The sequence below is a fragment of the Streptomyces sp. DSM 40750 genome, from assembly GCF_024612035.1.
GTDB lineage: Bacteria > Actinomycetota > Actinomycetes > Streptomycetales > Streptomycetaceae > Streptomyces.
This window is the reverse complement of the sequence record NZ_CP102513.1, coordinates 6563960-6580724: the sequence shown is the minus strand read 5'-3', so window position 1 is coordinate 6580724 and position 16765 is coordinate 6563960. Positions and strand designations below refer to the sequence as shown.

Annotated in this window: 9 protein-coding genes and 1 pseudogene; 2 read left to right on the top strand and 8 right to left on the bottom strand. The window is 70.8% G+C overall.

The features are described 5' to 3' along the window. Nucleotides 1-18: 18 nt before the first annotated feature. The 5 genes from JIX55_RS29310 to JIX55_RS29290 all read right to left on the bottom strand — a co-directional run bounded on the left by JIX55_RS29310 (nucleotide 19) and on the right by JIX55_RS29290 (nucleotide 7933). Nucleotides 19-1272 carry an extracellular solute-binding protein gene (locus tag JIX55_RS29310; protein WP_257566254.1) on the bottom strand — a complete coding sequence of 418 codons (1254 nt, stop codon included), beginning with the start codon at nucleotides 1270-1272 and terminating at the stop codon, nucleotides 19-21. Further along, nucleotides 1269-2291, bottom strand: a complete 1023-nt coding sequence (locus JIX55_RS29305; protein WP_257566253.1) for a hypothetical protein — start codon at nucleotides 2289-2291, stop codon at nucleotides 1269-1271. Before JIX55_RS29305 ends, JIX55_RS29310 begins: the two co-directional genes overlap by 4 nt. Continuing rightward, complete coding sequence (locus JIX55_RS29300; RefSeq protein ID WP_257566252.1) at nucleotides 2288-3670, bottom strand: vWA domain-containing protein; 1383 nt, start codon at nucleotides 3668-3670, stop codon at nucleotides 2288-2290. The genes JIX55_RS29305 and JIX55_RS29300 overlap by 4 nt, the downstream gene beginning before the upstream one ends. 563 nt (nucleotides 3671-4233) lie before the next feature. Next, entirely contained in the window at nucleotides 4234-6543 is a 2310-nt protein-coding gene (locus JIX55_RS29295) for a tetratricopeptide repeat protein (protein ID WP_257566251.1), read from the bottom strand. Between the two features lie 43 nt (nucleotides 6544-6586). Next, nucleotides 6587-7933, bottom strand: a complete 1347-nt coding sequence (locus JIX55_RS29290) for a S1 family peptidase (protein WP_257566250.1) — start codon at nucleotides 7931-7933, stop codon at nucleotides 6587-6589. Between the two features lie 92 nt (nucleotides 7934-8025). Between JIX55_RS29290 and JIX55_RS29285 the strand changes: the two genes are divergently transcribed. Further along, on the top strand, nucleotides 8026-8322 hold the full coding sequence (locus JIX55_RS29285; protein ID WP_257566249.1) for a trypco2 family protein: 297 nt from the start codon (nucleotides 8026-8028) through the stop codon (nucleotides 8320-8322). A 23-nt stretch (nucleotides 8323-8345) separates the two neighbouring features. Here JIX55_RS29285 and JIX55_RS29280 read toward each other — a convergent pair whose 3' ends face one another. Together JIX55_RS29280 and JIX55_RS29275 are read right to left on the bottom strand one after the other, a co-directional pair. Beyond that, the gene (locus tag JIX55_RS29280) at nucleotides 8346-8651 is read right to left on the bottom strand and encodes a hypothetical protein (RefSeq protein ID WP_257566248.1); all 306 of its coding nucleotides are present in this window, start codon (nucleotides 8649-8651) and stop codon (nucleotides 8346-8348) included. A 107-nt stretch (nucleotides 8652-8758) separates the two neighbouring features. Next, nucleotides 8759-14812, bottom strand: a complete 6054-nt coding sequence (locus JIX55_RS29275) for a DNRLRE domain-containing protein (RefSeq protein ID WP_257566247.1) — start codon at nucleotides 14810-14812, stop codon at nucleotides 8759-8761. 639 nt (nucleotides 14813-15451) lie between these two features. Here JIX55_RS29275 and JIX55_RS29270 point away from each other — a divergent pair. Beyond that, nucleotides 15452-15783: pseudogene (locus JIX55_RS29270) on the top strand (SPFH domain-containing protein); the annotation flags it as partial. A 145-nt stretch (nucleotides 15784-15928) separates the two neighbouring features. Here JIX55_RS29270 and JIX55_RS29265 read toward each other — a convergent pair. Beyond that, nucleotides 15929-16564: a TetR/AcrR family transcriptional regulator gene (locus JIX55_RS29265; RefSeq protein WP_257566246.1), complete on the bottom strand. Its 636-nt coding sequence runs from the start codon at nucleotides 16562-16564 to the stop codon at nucleotides 15929-15931. Between the last annotated feature and the right edge of the window lie 201 nt (nucleotides 16565-16765).

Here is a 16765-nt window from a genome sequence, read left to right as displayed (position 1 = left end):
GCGGCTCCCACGAAGCGCTCAGCGCGTACTGCACACCGTCTGCGGTGCCGTGTCCCTGGACGGCTGCGCGTCCTGCACCTTCTGTACGTCGGTGAGGAGCCCCGGTATGTCGAGGTCCTCCCCGGCGGCGGCCCTCGCGATGGTCAGCAGGACGGCCTCGTAGAAGGCGTCCCGCACGGCGGGGGCCATGGCGTCGGAGGCGTCCAGGCAGAGGGGTCCGTCACCGGTGAGCCGTTCGGCGATCTCGCGCTCGGCCTGGCGGCCCTGCTGCCGCACCCGGCGGTTCGCCGAGAAGACGTCCGCGGAGTCGGCCCACTTCTGCTGGCCCTCCCGGGAGGCCAGCCGTTCGATCAGGTCACGGGCCTGCGGGCGGTCGCTGAACAGCGCGGCGAAGTCGCCGGTCACCTCGTGGGCGCGGACCCGGTAGGGGCCTCCGGGCAGCAGGGGGGCGGAGTCCATCAGGTCCGCCCGCTGCCGCTTCTCCCGGTAGAAGGAGCGGGCGAAGGAGCCCTGGTGCTCCAGGGCGCACCCTTCCGTGCCGTCGAACAGCAGCCCGTACGCGTCGGGGGCACCGCGGTGATCGGTGAGCAGGGCGCGCCCGGCCGCCTCCTTGTCCTGCCGGAGCAGACCGGCCCACGCCTCCCACGCGGTGCGCACCGGAGCCCCGGTCCACGTGACCTCGCCCGTGCCCAGCGCCCACTTCCCGTAGGTGTCGGGGCCCTCGCGTTGCAGCACGAGGTCCTCGATCCAGTCGCTGCCCGGCCAGCCGGAGGCGCCGTCGTCCCCCATGCCGATACACCAACTCCCCAGCTTTGCCGGTGAGTTCGCGGGCCTGTCGCCCTCGCGGTACCAGACGATGCTCTTCAGGTCCGCCTTGACCGGGACCCAGTACGTGTCGTGCGAGGGCGTGCTCTGCGACTTCCAGGGGGAGCCGTACTCCTCCTCGGCGTAGAGGCCGTTCAGGGATTTGAGGCGCTGCTGGGCGGCGTACTCGGCGAGTTCACCGACGCCCGGCATGATCGCGATGTCCGGGGGCTCCCCCGACTGCACCTTGGACAGCAGCACCTCGCGCTGGGCGGCGGTGCCCTGGTACTCGAAGGGGATGCCGAAGCCCCGCAGCACGTTCTCGAACTGCTCGCCCTGGTCGTCGGTCCACGGCCCGAGGATGGTCACCGGCTCGTCGTCCCGCTGCGTCCAGACCGCCACCAGGCCGCCGGCGGAGACCATCAGCAGCACCACGAGAAGCACCAGCATCTTGAACCGGCGGGTCACCGTCGCCTCCAGTAGTCGCTGTCGAGCCGGAGACCGAGCCCCACCGCGGGCAGGACGGCGAGGAGCAGGCCGCCGATCAGGGTGCCCTCGTACACCCGGTCGGTCCAGGTGTCGTCGGCCAGGACCCGCCGGACGTCCTCGGACTTCTCCGTGACGGTCTGCTGGGCCACGGCCAGTTCCGGGCCGCAGCAGGGTTTCCCGGAGACCTCGGTGATCTGCCGCAGGTCCCCGGCCACGCGGTCGAGGTCGTCCTGCGCGGACGCCATCGTCAGCGGCGGGACGACCGCGAGCAGCGCGGTGAGGGCGAGGGCCGCGAGCAGATACGGGTTCCAGTCGCGGCCGCAGCGGTCGCGCAGCACGAACAGCGCGGAGAGCAGGGTCAGTGCCAGGGCCGCCAGGGCGAGTTCGGCGAGCCACCAGCCGCCGCGCTGCAACCGCCCCTCGGTGGCGGTGGCCTCGGCGTGCTTCATCTGAACCCGCCGCATGTCGTCCAGGCGGGGTACGAGTCCCACGCCCGGGCGGATGAGCAGCGAGCGCGCCTCGGCCAGTTTCTGGTCGCGCATGAGCGGCTGGTCGCGGTACATGGCCGTACCGAGGTTGAGGGAGTTGCTGTAGGAGTCGAGCAGACCGTCGACGGTGCCGAGGTCCTGGTCCGTCCGGTCCGCGATGCGGGACAGGCCCTGGTCGGCGGCGGAGAGCTGGGTCCGGTAGGCCTCGCCCGAGCCCGCGACGTCGACGAGCGTCCAGTCCTTCAGGACTCGGGCCTCCCGGTCGGCGCGCAGCACCGCGAGCCGGGTGGCGGCGAGTCCCTGCACGGCCGGCGCCTCCTGCGACGCGAGTGTCTCGGCACCGACCTGGATCTGCCGGCAGGAGGCGAACAGGGCGCCCGCCGCCACGACCGCGCACAGCGTCAGGACCAGCAGATGCGCCTCCAGCAGTCGGCGGGTCCGCCAACGGCTCAGGCGCTTGCGCCAGAAGGCGCCCGGGGAGTATCGGGAGGCGGCGCGTCCGGTCGTCAAAGCAGCTTCTCCCCGCAGGCGATGCAGTAACGGGCCTCGCTCCCGGCCCGGGTGGCGCAGTGGGTGCAGCGCGGGCCCGGCAGCGGACCGGCGGTGTCGGTCAGGGGCAGGGGGCGGGAGCCGGCGCGCAGGATCATCGAGCCGAGCGTGCCGGCGTCGACGACGGGGCGCAGCCGGACCCGGCCCGCGGCGGCGTCCTCGATGTCGGCGACCGGGCGGATCTCCCCCAGCACCCATTCCTGGCCGAAGTGCACCGCCATGCGTGCGGCCTGTCCCAAGTACGCTTCGGCGGCGGCCCGTTGGTCTTTTCGGAGAGCGTCGAGTCCCCGGCGCAGGGCGTCCCGCATCGCGGTCGTCGCTTCGGTGACGCTGTCACCGGCCGCCGGAACGTCGGGCGGCGGCTGCTCGGGGCGGTGCCAGCGGGCGGTGACGGACGCGTGGACATCGCCGACGGAGACCATGGCGAACTGCAGTGGGGTCTCCAGCGGGTCGGCGTCGGCGTCCGCGACGAGGGTGAGCAGGTAGTCGCGTCTGCCCTGCTCCCACTGGTAGGTCGGAAAGCTCCAGCGGTGCGGCCGGCCGGGCTGGGGCAGCCCGCCGAGGCGGTGCGGCCGGGGCGCCTTCTCGTTCAGCGCGACCTGGCGCACCGAGGGCCGCACGGTCACCTCGATCGGCAGTTGGGGAGTGTGCACCCGGCGCAGCCGACGGATGGCGGCGGTGATCGCCCGGCCGAGGCCGTCGTCCACGAACTCGGCGGTGCCGTGCAGTCGTTCGGCGAGGGTCAGCAGGGGGTCGGGGGGCCAGTCGGCGCCGATGGCGAGCACATCGCAGGTGAAGTGCCCGGCGCAGGCGTCCAGTTCCTCCTCCAGACGTCTCTCGCCGGGGGCGCTGCTGCCGTCGGTGATCAGCAGCAGATGGCGTACGGACAGCGGGCGGGCGGCGAGCAGGGCGCGTGACCTGGCCGCCCAGGCGGCGTATCCGGCGGGGCGCGGACCGTCCCGGTGGAGCGGGACCGCGCTCGCGGCGAAGGCGGCCCGGCGCTTCTCGTCCCGGTCGGCGACGGCCCACTCGGCGTCACCCACCGGATACCACCGGACGGGCTCGGGGCCGCCGCCGAGCACGGTGAAGGAGATGCCGTCGGGCAGGGCCCGCAGTGCGGCGGGCAGGGCGTGCCGGACGGCGGCCCGGAGGGGCTCGGCGACGTCCACCGCGATGATCACGGCGAGCTCGATCGCGGGCAGTTCGGCGGGAGGACCGCCGGCGGTCACGTCGACCCGCAGGTGCGCCTCGATCTTGGCGCTGCGATGCGGACGCAGGTCACCGCCGAGGTCGACGTTCAGCCGGATGTCCGGCTGCGGCGGCCGGGTGTGGCTGCTCATGCGGTGCGTCACCGTTCCTTCCCCGTTGTCGCCGTCCGGCCCGCGTGGCGTGCCGTCCGAACAGTCGCTGCCCTACGGTCGGACCACGGCCCGAGGCCGTACCCCGCACAAGCCGCCCATGACGTACGCCACCGCTCCTTCCCCGTCGTCGTTCCGTCCGAACGACGTGGCGTGCCGTCCGAACAGTCGCTGCCCTACGTCGGACCACGGCCCGAGGCCGTACCCCGCACAAGCCGCCCATGACGTACGCCACCGCTCCTTCCCCGTCGTCGTTCCGTCCGAACGACGTGGCGTGCCGTCCGAACAGTCGCTGCCCTACGTCGGACCACGGCCCGAGGCCGTACCCCGCACAAGCCGCCCATGACGTACGCCACCGCTCCTCCCCCGTCGTCGTTCCGTCCGAACGACGTGGCGTGCCGTCCGAACAGTCGCTGCCCTACGTCGGACCACGGCCCGAGGCCGTACCGCACACAAGCCACCCATGACGTACGCCACCGCTCCTCCCCCGTCGTCGTTCCGTCCGAACGACGTGGCGTGCCGTCCGAACAGTCGCTGCCGTGCGGTCAGATCACCGTCTGCGGCCGTACCGCGTGCAAGAGGTCCACGAGGTGTTCGTGGGCGGCGGCCGACTCGCCGTGGTGTGCGGCCAGTTGCCGGTAGTGCGACTCGATCCGTGTCCGCAGCTCCCGCTCCTGCGCGCTCAGACGTCTCAGGCCGCGGGCGTCGAGCCGTCCGCCGTCCCCTCCCCGGGGGCCGGGCCGGTCACTGCGGCTGTACAGCGCGTCCAGCTTCCATTCGTGCAGTTCGGTGCTCAGGCGCAGCGCCTCGTCCTCGGACAGGCTCGGCTCGCCGGCCCCCGGTTCCCGGCGTACCAGGCCGCGCAGTTCGGCCAGGGCCGCGTCGACCTCGGCGGGGGCGGGCAGCGGATCACCGTTTCCGGGCAGCCGGGCCGCGCGGATGCGCAGGGAGGCGATGCGGGCGACGGTGTGGTCCAGGGTGCCGGGGCGGACCCGGCAGAGGACGTCGAGGGCGGCCCTCCGGTCGCCCGCGCGCAGCGCGAGCCGGGCCAGGCCGAGGGCGGCGCCGCCGTGCGCGGGGTTGCGGGCGAACACGGCCTCGTACAGCTCCTTGGCGGTGGGCCCGGCCGTGTCGTCGCCGATCTGCTCCCCGCAGTGGGCGAGGGCCAGTTTGGGCTCGTACTCGCCGGGCAGTTCGACGCGGACCCGGGTGAAGTGGGTCTTGGCCTCGGCGACCTGCCGCGGGTCGTCGTCGAGGCCGGCGCGGCGCAGCGCGACCAGGGCGCGGTGCCACTCCAGCCGCCACCGGCGCACGGCGGACGGCCCGGGAATGGAGTCGGCGGTGTCGATTTCCTCCTGGGCCCTCTCCAGGTCCTCCCGCGTGTTCCGGCCCAGCAGGACGCGCACGTTGTGCAGACGGATCTCCACCGAGGGCGGCTTCTCGTCCTCCTGGCCGAGGAGTCGGCCCGGGTCGTAGCCGCTGCTGACCTCGAACCGCGTGGTCTGCGGATCGCCCGGGTAACGCCTCGGCACCGGCAGACAGCGGGCGATCTCGGTGGGGGTGGGGGTGCCGAGGTCGAGGGCGGGGGCCGTGGGCGGCTCGTACCGGTCGCGGCGGGGGCGGTCCAGCCAGTGCTCGATGCCCGGCACCGTGCCGAGCCGGGCGCCGAGCAGCTGCGGGGAGGGCCAGAAGTAGTCGGAGGGTTCGGGCGGGTCGCTCTTGCCGCGCAGGGCGCGGATCTCCCGCAGGGCGCCCCGCAGTTGGCCCGCCATCTCCCGGGCGTCGGCGAAGCGCAGGCCCGGGTCGCCCCGGGTGGCACGGTCGACGACCCCCCGGAAGGAGGCGGTGCCGAGGCCGGGCACCTGGTCGACGGCCCAGCCGGCGAGTTCCCGCAGGGTGACGCCGACCGTGTGCAGGTCGTGGGCGACGGTGGGCACGGGCGAGGACCCCGTCTCGGGTGCCATGTAGTCGGGCGTGACATGGGCGGGCGGCTGGTTCTGGCCCTGTTCACGCATGCCGCCGAGATCGATGACCTTGACGCCGTCCCCGTGGTGCACGACGTTCGAGGGCTTCATGTCCCCGTACACGAACACGCGTTCGCCCCCGGCGTGCAGATGGACGAAGGCTTCGAGGATCTGGCAGCCGTACGCGGCGACGTGCTCGATGTCGAGGACCGACTCTCCGCGCCGGGTCTCCTGGACGACCTTTTCGAGGGTGCCGTCGCCGACGTCGTCCATGACGATGTGGCCGCCGGTGACCTGGCCGGTGTCGTCGCGCCGGGCGACGAAGTCGCGGATCTGGACGATGCGGGGGTGGCGGATGGCGACGAGGTTGCGGCGTTCGACGTCGGCGAGCCGGGCCCCGTCCTGCTCGTAGCGGTTGAGCAGTCCCTTGACGGCGACCACGTCACCGAGATGCGTGTCCTCGGCGAGATAGACCCAACCCTGGCCGCCGTGCGCGATGGGTCCCATGATCCGGTACTGGTCGCGCAGCACATCGCCCTCGGCGAGTTCGGGCCGGTACGAGTAGGGCTCGCCGCAGGCCGGGCAGTGCCCCTCGACGGGCACCGGGCCCACGGTGTAGGGCGGCGCGAAGATGATGCCGCACTCGATGGACGAGCAGCCCATACGGATGCGCAGCGGCGCCTCGGGATGGATGAGGCGTTCCTGTGCGGGGCGCGGGGCGCGCTCGGGCAGCGCGAGGAGTTCCTCGGGGCCGAGGTCACGTGAGTTCTCGGGCAGTGCGGGCAGCCGGGGTCCGTGCTTCGCGCGGCCGCATTCGGCGCAGTGGCCGGTGGGCAGCACGGTGCCGCCGCAGGGGGCTCCGGTGAAGCGCCGGTGCGGGCAGGCCGTCATCGTCTCGCCGCCCTCCTCCCCGGCGTCGGCCGGGCGGGGCGCCTCATGCCCGGCCTCCGTGGCGCCGCAGGTCGGCGCGGAGGGTGGTGATCAGCCCACGCAGCGCGGTGAGTCGCTGGTGGGCGTCCGTCAGCTCGTCGATCCGTCGGCGCTCGGCCTGACGCCGGTCGGCCGTCTCGGTCGCGGAGGCGAGCGAATTCTCGTCGACGACGCCGAGTTGGACCGCGCGGCTGAACTCCGCGCGCCGAAGCCTGGCGAGCAGCGCGTCCGCGTGGCCGAGGAGCGCGGGCCGCAGAAGGTCGTCATAGGCCGCGGTCCAGCCGGTGCCGCCCGCGTGGCGGAAGACGAGCAGCAGCCGGAAGCCGCACTCCCGCAGCCGGACGAGGAGTTCGATCAGGGGGCCCGGCCCGGGCTCCTCGTCGAGGCCGTCGACGAGCACCGTGACCTGGCGGTCGGGCGCGAGGGCGGGCGCCCGCGCGGGCCGGTGCCTGGTGCCGAGCAGCCAGTCCCAGTACGCCAGGTACTGGCCGGGCGGGAAGGCGATGTGGCCCAGGGCGTGGTCGGCGAGATCCGGTCTGCTGGAGCCTCCTCCACGGTAGAGGAGGTCGGCGCGGTGCAGCAGATGGCGCAGCGAGCGGTCCTTGCCGCTGCCCGGAGGCACCACGGTGATCTTGACCGGCCCCTCGTCGGGGTCCTCGAACCACCGGGTCAGCCGCTCCTCGAAGTCCTGGTCCCAGGCGTACGGGCTGCTCAACTCCTTGATGAGCGGCGAGAGTTCGGCGATGCGCTCGACGGGGATCAGATACGAGAAGGCGAGCCGGTTGTTCTCGGGCAGCAACTCGCCCATGTCGCCGCGCCAGCTGACGACGAGGCCGACCACCCGGGCGGGGCGCCCTTCGCCCGGCCGGGTGCACACGGCGGCGCCGCTGAACCCCCTGCGCACCACCTCGGCCTTGGTGACGGCGTCGAGCTGCACCCGCTCGCCGCTGACCCCGCCGATACGGCCCCACAGGCTCATGCCGTCGTCGAAGCCCTCCGCGTAGCCGGTCGCGGACACCTCCATGCCGCCCCACAGCCGGGTCTCCAGCGGGGCCGGCCGCGCCTGCGGCCGTGGACTGTCCAGCCGCAGCACGGCGACGTCCTCACCACCCCCGGCGGCCCCGCCGCCCTCGCTCGCCGACAGCCAGCCGCCGGGCGGGACGCGTGCGGACACCGGTTCGAGGTCGCTGTTCTCGGCGAACTCCAGCCACATCACGGCATCCGGACTGCGCACCACATGTGCGCAGGTCAGCGCCGTGTGCTGGTCGACGAGCACACCGGCGCCGCAGATGGGTCCGTGCGCGCCCTCGCGCCGCAGCCGGAGTCTCCAGTCCGCACGCAATTCCCCCATGCTGCCTCACACTACGCGCGGGGCAGGGTGCGTCCCTAGACTTGTGAACCAACTTCGATCGGTCAATCAGCGGAATCCAACGGGGTGTTGACATGGGCGACAACGAACCGGTCGGTCTCGCGGAGGCCATCGGCACGGTCCGCGCGGAGCTGGCCCGGGCCCAGGCCGAAGGCGCGGCCAGCGACTGGCGGTTCAGTGTGGAGCAGGTCAGCCTGGAGTTCTCGGTCCAGTTCCACCGAGCCGGCGAGGGCGGGGCGGGCCTCCGCCTCGGCGTGGTCGAGGCCCGCCTCGGCGGCTCCGTGAGCCACGACGCCACCCACCGCATCCAGGTCGACCTCAAACCCCTCCCCGGCCCCGACGGCCACCACCACGAGGTGTCGCGCGGCTAGGAGTCATGAGCCCGGAAGGGCCGTCAGAGGGAACCGGTCCGCTCCTCGCCCGTGGCGTAGAACCGTCTGACGTACTCCTCGGGCGTTCGATTGCTCTCGCGCATCAGAGAGAACACCTCCGCCCCGTCCTCCGGCACTCCGTCGAATTGATACGCCTCGGCGTAGCGCACATATTCCACTTCATCCAGATACGAGCAGTACTCGATGGCTTCGGCCTCCGCACGCTCGATCGCCTCATCCATACTTCCCGCTTTCCAGATGGTGACGCGCTCCTCGTACACCCCCAGCTGACGATGCCGAAACACGCCGCGCACCCCGAACCATGACACTGTCCCCAACTCCCTTTCCAGCCGCCCTGCTTGACAACATACCCCGAAACGGAGCGTCACCCCGGAGAAATTCTCCGGGGTGACGCTTTGTCATTTCGCGCCCTCGGCTACGACAAAGCCCAGAGCACCGCACCCACTATTGCCCACTCCCAGAAAATCACGAGTGTGACCACAATGGCTATGATGAGCACGAAGAGACCTATCGCCTTCAATACCCTCTTCAGGCTGTCGGAACCCGACCTGTTCTTCTGGCCGTTGCGACTGCCGGCATACTTTTCCGCCTGAACCAACTTCTTCTTCGCGGAATTATACGCCTTTCGGTCGTAGGATCGACCGTTTGCCTTGTTGTCGAGCGCCTGCTTCTCTTTCGCGCTCAAGGCCGCCGGCTTCTTCGTAGCCCTTCCCGTCAGATCCAGTCGATTCACCGGATCGGCGGGATAGACGTAGGAGTTCTCGTTTCCTCCGTAGATCGAGTCGATGGAGAGGAAGCGGCCGGCCGTGGGGTCGTAGAGGCGGACACCCATGAGAGCGACGCGACTGGGGGTTTCGGTGGAGCGCTGCTTTCCGCCGAGCCAGCCGTAGCGGGCGGGGTCGGTGCCGGGGAGCAGGTTTCCGTATTCGTCGTAGGTGTTGACGACGGGTGTGGTGGCGCCGACCAGCGGGATCTGGGTGCCGATGTCGCCGTGGATGTTGGCGAGTTGGAGGACCGTACCGCCGGTGGCGCCGGTCGTGGCGATCAGGTTGCCGCCGAGGTCCTTGAGCATCCGGCTGATCCGGTCGCCGCCCTCGTCGGTCCAGTCCGGGTTGTCGCTGTCGTCACCGAAGTGGTCGCGCTTGGTGCCCGTGGTGTTCCAGGTGCTGTCCTCGGCCTGCTCCTCGGTGGTGGAGGAGGCGAGGCGTCCCTCGGGGTCCAGGTTCCAGGTGGTGCGTTCGCCGTCTGCCGTGATCTGGCGGACCATGTCGTCGGCGTAGTAGGCGTTCTGCGCACCGCCGGCCTGTGCGGTGGTGCGGCCGAAGGCGTCGTAGACGGTACCGGTCGCGATGAGCCGGTCCGCACTGTCGTAGGTGGAGTTCGCGGTCTTCACCTCCGGCGCGCCGCCGTCGACGTCGTCGACGGTGGTGGTCAGGGACGTGCGGTTGGTGTTGTCGTCGAAGCCGTAGGCGCGGTGCGTGGTGACACCGGCCTGGGAGTCATCGGTCTTCGTGAGGCGGCCGGCCGCGTCGTAGGTGTACTCCTGGTAGGCCCCTCCTCCTGTGTAGGCGGTGCGGGAGACGATCTGATCGTGAATGCTCCGGCTGACCGATTCGCCCTGGACTGTCCAGCCGGACTCCCAGTGCCAGTAGCGGGAGGTTTCGCTGCCGGTGGGGTCGAGGTTGAACTCGACGTCCATGTTCCACGGCAGCTTCTGCTTGTAGAGGCGGCCGTCGGAGTCGTAGGAGCCGGTGACGTCGCCGATGGTGCCCATGACGGAGTCGTGGGCACGCGTGGGCAGACCGGCCGGGTTGTCGTAGGTGTACGTGGTCTCCGACGGCACCGAGTTCGAGCTGCGCGTGACACGGTCACGGTTGTCGTACTGGGTACGGGTCACATTGCCCGCGCCGTCGTCGTAGGAGATCTCCCGGCCCAGCATGTCGTGGGAACGGCGGACGGTCGTGGTGCCGTCGGTGACCGTGGCGACGGATCCGTTGTCCGGGTCGTAGGTGGTCGTGGTGGCCGGGACCGCCGTTCCGACACCGCCGGTGGTCCGGGTCTCCTTCGGACGGCCGGCCGCGTCATAGGTGGACACCGTGGTGCGGGTGACCCCGTTGGCGGTTTCGGTGACCTTGGCCGGGTTGCCCCACCGGTCGTACTCGGTGGTCTTGGTCGGCAGCTCGTCGGGGTTGGACCCACCCCCGGTGATCTTCCCGGCGGGACCGGTGGAGCACAGGAGGTCCGCCCACTCCGGACGGCCCGCGCAGGCGCCGGTGCCCGTGGCCGACCAGTAGGTCGTGAGCATCGTGCCCGCGTCGGTTCCGCTGGACTTGGGCAGGGTGTTCTTGGTGACCTGCCCCTGGGCGTCGTAGCCGGTCGTGCGGGTCAGCTTGAGACCGGCGGGGTCGACGATCTCCTTGGTGGCAAGGCCCCGGACCCAGTCGTAGCCGGTCTCTGTCGTACGGACGTCGCCGTCGCCCGGGTACCCGTCGACCGCGGCACCGATCGACACGGTGGTGGGCTGGTCCTCGGTGGTGGCGCTGCCGTCGGTGGGACGGCCCTCGTCGTACCGGGTGACGGTGTGCGAACGGGCGGCGACCTGCGTGCCGGCCGAGATGTCGGGGCTGTCGCTGTCGCCCTGGAGGGTCTTCGTCAGGGTGACCAGATGCAGGGGACCGTACTCGTCCAGCTCGCGTTCGCCATCGGTGGAGTACACCGAGACGGCGGCGAGCTTGCGGGCCCGCTCCGCCGAGGAGTCACCGCGGATGCCCAGTTCGTTCTGGGTGTTGACCTGGTAGTCCGCGTTGCCCAGGGCGAGTTCACGGTTGGTGGCGGACAGCTCCAGGAGCACGTTGCCGAACCGGTCGTACTGGGTGACGTTCAGGTGCCGACCGGGCAGACCGGTGTTGACCTCGAGCCCCGAGGCGTTGGTGTAGGTGACGGTCGCCTTGTCGTAGTCACCCGCGGCGAGGTCGCTGCCCGTGTGGGAGCCGGGAACCTGGTCGGCGGGGAACACCGCGGTGGCGTCCGTGGGCGCGTCGGTCTGACCCCAGGCCGCGGCATCGGCCGCGGAGACCTGGTTGGGGGCCTTGGCTCCGGAGAGCGGAACGTCGTACACGAGGGACGTGGTGGACTTGCCACCGTCCTGCTCGTCCTCGCTGCCGGCCTTCAGCGTCGGACGGGAGGCGCCCAGCAGCATGCCGTCGGCGGCGACGGTGCTGGAGCCCGCCTTGCCGTACTCGAAGGTCCACGGCAGCTCGCCCGCCGGGGTCTGGGTGACGACACGGCCCGCGCTGTCGTAGGTGTAGGCCGTCTTCAGAACCGGGCTGACCCGGGGGTCCCACTGCTCAAGCAGACGGCCGGACGCGTCGTAGGCGTACTGGGAGACCACCGTGGCGGTCGCGGTGGCCGCACCCGGAGCGGTCGTCCACTGGCGGATGCGGGTGACCCGCCCGGCGAAGTCGCCCGGCGTCGAACCGGTTGCCGTGGTCGTGGAGGCGTACTGGTACTCCAGTATCCGGCAGCCCTTGGTCGACGGGGTGTTCGCGCAGGTACCGGCGGCGACGGCCGAGGTGGGGGCGATCACGTACTTCGGGCGTGCCAGCACCTTCCCGTCCACCGTGACCTTCTCGGAGATCACGGTGGTGGTGGAGTTGTCCGTGGGAAGGAGAGTCGTCGCCAACTGCCAGGTGGTGGCCGCGTCGTCGACCTTGCTGAACTTGGAGCTGGTGCCCTCGGTGTCCTTCAGCGTGAAGGAACCGGTCAGGCTGCCGGTGAGCGTCAGATCCTCGGCTCCGGTCTCCGGCTTCCAGCCTCCCTCCGTCGTCGCGGTGAAACCGATCTTCCCGCCGTGGACGTCGACCACGGCGACGGAGGTGGCCGACGTCTTGTGGATGTACGTCCAGCCGCTGTCCGAGAGTTCGGCGAAGGTGCCCGCGGTCCACTGAGGACCGAAGATCGCCACCTGCCCCTCCTGCTGTCCGCCCGCACCGGGGCGACGTGACGAGGCAGTGCGGAACGCGGTCAGGGTGAAGCCCGAGGCATCGGTGGCCGAGAGGGTGAAATCACCGGTCAGGGTGTTCACGCTGCCCGGGCCCACCGGCGTGCCGGGTGCCGAGCCCGCGTCGCGGTCGACGGTGACACTGCTGGCCGGGGAGGCGTCGGTGCTGGTGCCGTCGGTGAAGACCGCGCGGACGTCGACCGGGCCGTCCTCACTGAGGCTGTCGGTGATGTTCCAGGTCAGCTCCTCCGCCAGGCCTCCGGTCACCTTGGCCGGCCAGGCGGTGAGGGCCGAGCCGTCGGACTTCCGCCGCACATCGGCGAACGGAACGTCCTTCCAGGTGTCGGTCTCACCGCGCCGGTACTGGTAGCGCACCCCGGTGTCGGTGGCCTTGCCCTGACCGGTCAGCGCGGTACGCCGCGCCGGACGGTCCCCCTGCGTCGGGGTGAGCAGGGCCGCGCCCGATCCCGCGTAGAAGGTGAAGTTCGTTTCGGCCGAGCCGTTTCCGGCGGCGTCCTTGGTACGTGCGGTCAGCGTGTGCTTGCCCGCGCGGAACACCGGCTTGGCCGTCACGGCGGTGCCGGTCGTGGCGATCGACTGCCAGGCTCCGCCGTCCAGCTTCCACTGGATCTCCTTCACGTCCGAAGCGGGCGGAGTGAGGGTGAAGCCGCCGGTGAAGTCGCCCGCGCCGTCCGGGGTCCCGGACCACTGGCCGGCCGGAAAGGCACTGGAGGACACCGTGGAAGCCGCCGGTGCGGTGGTGTCGACCGTCAGGGTCCGGAAGGAGGACCAGGCACTGGTGGCCGAGCCGTCGCCGGCCCGCACCCGCCACTTGTACGACCCCGGGGGCAGCGATGCCGGCGTCCAGGTCGCCTGCGCACCCGAGGCGACCGAGGCGCTGCTGCCGGTCCGCAGGGCAGAGGTGCCGCTGGAGGTCCACACCTCGTAGTCGAGCGTGACCTCGGAGCCGTCGCCGTCCAGGGCCTTCGCCGACAGGACGGGCGTGCCCGAGCCGGTGGCGAACCGGTCGACCGGGGCGATCAGCGTCGGCACTCCGGGGATGGAGTTGTACGTCACCGACAGATAGGGGGTGTTGCTCGCGGCGTTGCCGGAGTTGAACCGCTTCCAGCCATACGGATCGGTCTCGTCCGAAGCCCGCAGCCCGAGGTGATTGGCGGCATTGCCGTTGGCCGCCCACGCCTTGGTCATCGTGGTGACGTCAGCGGTGACCCAACCGTCGTTGCAGGCGCTGGAGAAGCCCTTGGTCTGGGTGCTCGTGGCGTACTTCTGCGACCACGTCGGCTGCGCCGTCCACCGCGAGGAGGAGCTCGCGGCGGTGGTGGACCACACGTCCCAGCCCTTGGCCGTGCACGACCACGAGTGGTACGCGAACAGGTTCAGCTTCGCCGCCGTGACCTGCTTGCCCGTGATGTTCTTCATCGGGAACGACAGGAACGAACGCGCCACCTGCGCCGAGCCGTTGTTACCGATCTTCAGATCCGTCGACGCGGACTGGTCGGTGGTGTAGCCCTCCTGGACGAAGGTGTCGAAACTCGCCCCGACGTTGATCGCCGGGTCGATCGTCACCGGGAACCGCGTCGCCTTGTCGGCCAGGAACGCCGCATCCGGCGTCAGGGTCAGCGTGACGGTGTCGCCGTCCTGCGCCACCTTCACCTCCACCGAGGCGGTGTGGGTTCGCTCGCCGGACTTCTTGTCCACCTGCGCGTCCCACATCACCGGAGCGGGAAGGACGCCGACGGACTTGCCCTTGGCCTCGGTGAAGGAGACCGAGCCGTCCTTGTTCGCCTTCGCGGTCAGGCCCTTGGCCGTCAGGCTGTAGGTGATCGCGCCGCTCGCGTCCACGGCGGAACGGTTCTTCAGCTCCAGGAACTGCTCGTAGCCGGTCCTGGTCGACTCGATCAGAAGATCGGTGGAGGGCAGAGCGTCCTTGTACCGGGCGACGTTGTCCTCGTCGCCCTCGATCACCGGCGCGGGCAACGCCCCGTACCAGCCCAGCCGGATCTGCCGGCCGGTCCGGCCCTCAAGCGTCACCAGTGGCACGCCGGCGCCGGCCGAAGCGGTCTTCTCGCCGACGCCCTTCAGCCCCTTCGGCGCCGCGCTCCTGCCCGCAATCCGCAGACCGTGCGGGTGCCCCTTCGCGCCGACCGAACCGTCCGACATCTTCTCCAGGGAGACGTCGACGGGGCGCCAGTCACCCTCGTCGTCCCGGAACCGGATCGGACCGGCGTACGCCTCCTCGGTCACCGACCCGCCCGGGTTCACGTACACCGTGGACGTCTCGGTCCGCTGGTCCAGGACCTCGATCCGCCGGTCCTGGATCTTCGCCTTCAACCGGGCCGCTGCCAGCGAGTCCGCCGTCGCGGCGCCCAACTCCTTCGCGGGCTTGGTCTTCCCGGCAGGGGCAGGGGACTTCATCTGCACGGCGTAGGCCTGCGACGTGGTGCTCACGACCACTGCCGCCTCGAAGGCCACCAGCAGTGTCAGCGCCGCGGCCAGCGGTCGCAGCCGCCTCGACGAGGGAGGTGGAAGGAAGGGTTGCGCAGAGGTGGTGGGTTGCCACCCACGTCTGCGAAATGCGCTTGGCACACATACTCCTTGAGGTGGCGCAGGAGTGTCCTGCACCCCGCGGAGGATCGTCACATGACCCTCACACCACCCCGACAGTCACGCGCAGCCCAGGGAAGCGCCCGCCCTGCACCCTTCAGCCGGGATCGCCCCGGTTGCCCTACAGCCCATCTGACGCATGCCGGACGAACTGTGCGCACATCGCTCCGCGAAGAGTGGATCAGGCGGGTCGAATTCCTTGGTCAATTCTTTGCCGAGACCCGAAGTGGTGGAGATTCGGTGCCGATGAACGCCACCCCGTGAGCGAACGGGCAGGGGACGCACGGCAGTTGTCGCCGTCGACCCAGAGGCGTTGCGCCGACGGCCGGTGGCCGCGCCGACAGAGGGGCCGGGACCACGAGGAGGTCGCGCCGCCCGTTGCCGCCACCGCCGCACCACCGCACCGCCGCACCGCCGCACCGCCGCACCGCCGCACCGCCGCACGGAAGTGTCCTCGCCACCGGCTCGCACCCCTCGATCTACGATCCGGACCCCAAGCTGCTCGCCTACCAGTACCTCCAGATGCTGCCCCAACTCGCGCAGGGCTCGGGCAGCACCTTCTGGGTGATCCCCAGCGAAATGACCTCCGCGCTCCAGGGCGTGTCCCGCGCCTTCAGCGAGGTGCTGCCCCAATCTCCGGCACCCGCCAGAAACCCGCGGACGACATGGCTGCCCAGGCCGCCAACGACACGGCTCAGGCCGAGGAAGCCGCTGCCGCGGCCCTCGCGGACGCGGCCAAGGCCGATCGCGCCACCTCCGATGCCCTCCAGTCCCCCCTCCACGCTGACCAGGGGAGCGACGACTCCTTGAACTGAGCAGTCGCCGAGCATCCAAAACGCCATCAGCCCGACTCGGGCATGATCACCGAGAAGCCGGTGGTGCCGACCCGGAGGGCCCGCCGCACAGAGAACAGTCGGCCGGTCGCGTGAGCGGTCGCGCGTCGCTGACGCGCGACCGCGCTCAGGCGTCGACGACCAACTGCCCCAGGAGGTGCTCCACACCCTTGCGGAGGTCGTCCGCAGCGGTGTCGCGGCCGGTCAGATACCTGAGCAGCGCCTGCTGGAACAGCCCGTCGAAGAGCGCGTACGCCACTTGGGGCGATACCGCGGGGGGCGAACCGACGAGTTCGGCGAACTGGCTGACGATGCGCCAGATCATCCGTTCCAGGCTCTCGTCGATGTCGAGGACGTCGACGCGGAACGACTCCTCGAACAGGCTCTGGTTCCGCAGGTCGTACCAGAGCCGGTGCATCGGCGCTTCCTCGCGCAGCGTGTCGGCCATCGCCGCGCCGAAGCCCTGCTTGAGTTCCTCGGCCGAGCCGGCGGTGACGATGATCTGGTCGTAACGGGTGACGCACTCCGCCTTGTACTGCCGCACGCAGTAGGTGATCAGCTCCACCTTGTCGCGGAAGTAGTAGTGCAGGACGCCGTGGGAGAACTCGGAGTTCTGCGCGATCTCGCGCAGGCTCGTGCGGGCGTAGCCGAGTTCGGACAGGGTCCGCAGCGCGGACGCCGCCAGTTGTGCCCGTCGCTCGGCGAACTTGTCGACCTGCCGCCGGGAGATCCTCTCCTGGCTCTTGCCCACAGTCTGGGTCACAGCGCGTCTCCGTCGGCCCTTCCGCCCGCCCGCACCCTGCGGACCGCTGCGCCAGGCTATCGCGGCCGGGGGCGAGAGCCCAGCAGAAATCTGGACAGTCGTCAAAGAAAGTTTGGACGGTCGTCAAAGAAAGTCTTGACGACTGTCCAGAAGTGCCTACGCTGGCGTCACGTCCCGCAGCCCCCAGTCCCCCAGTCCGGG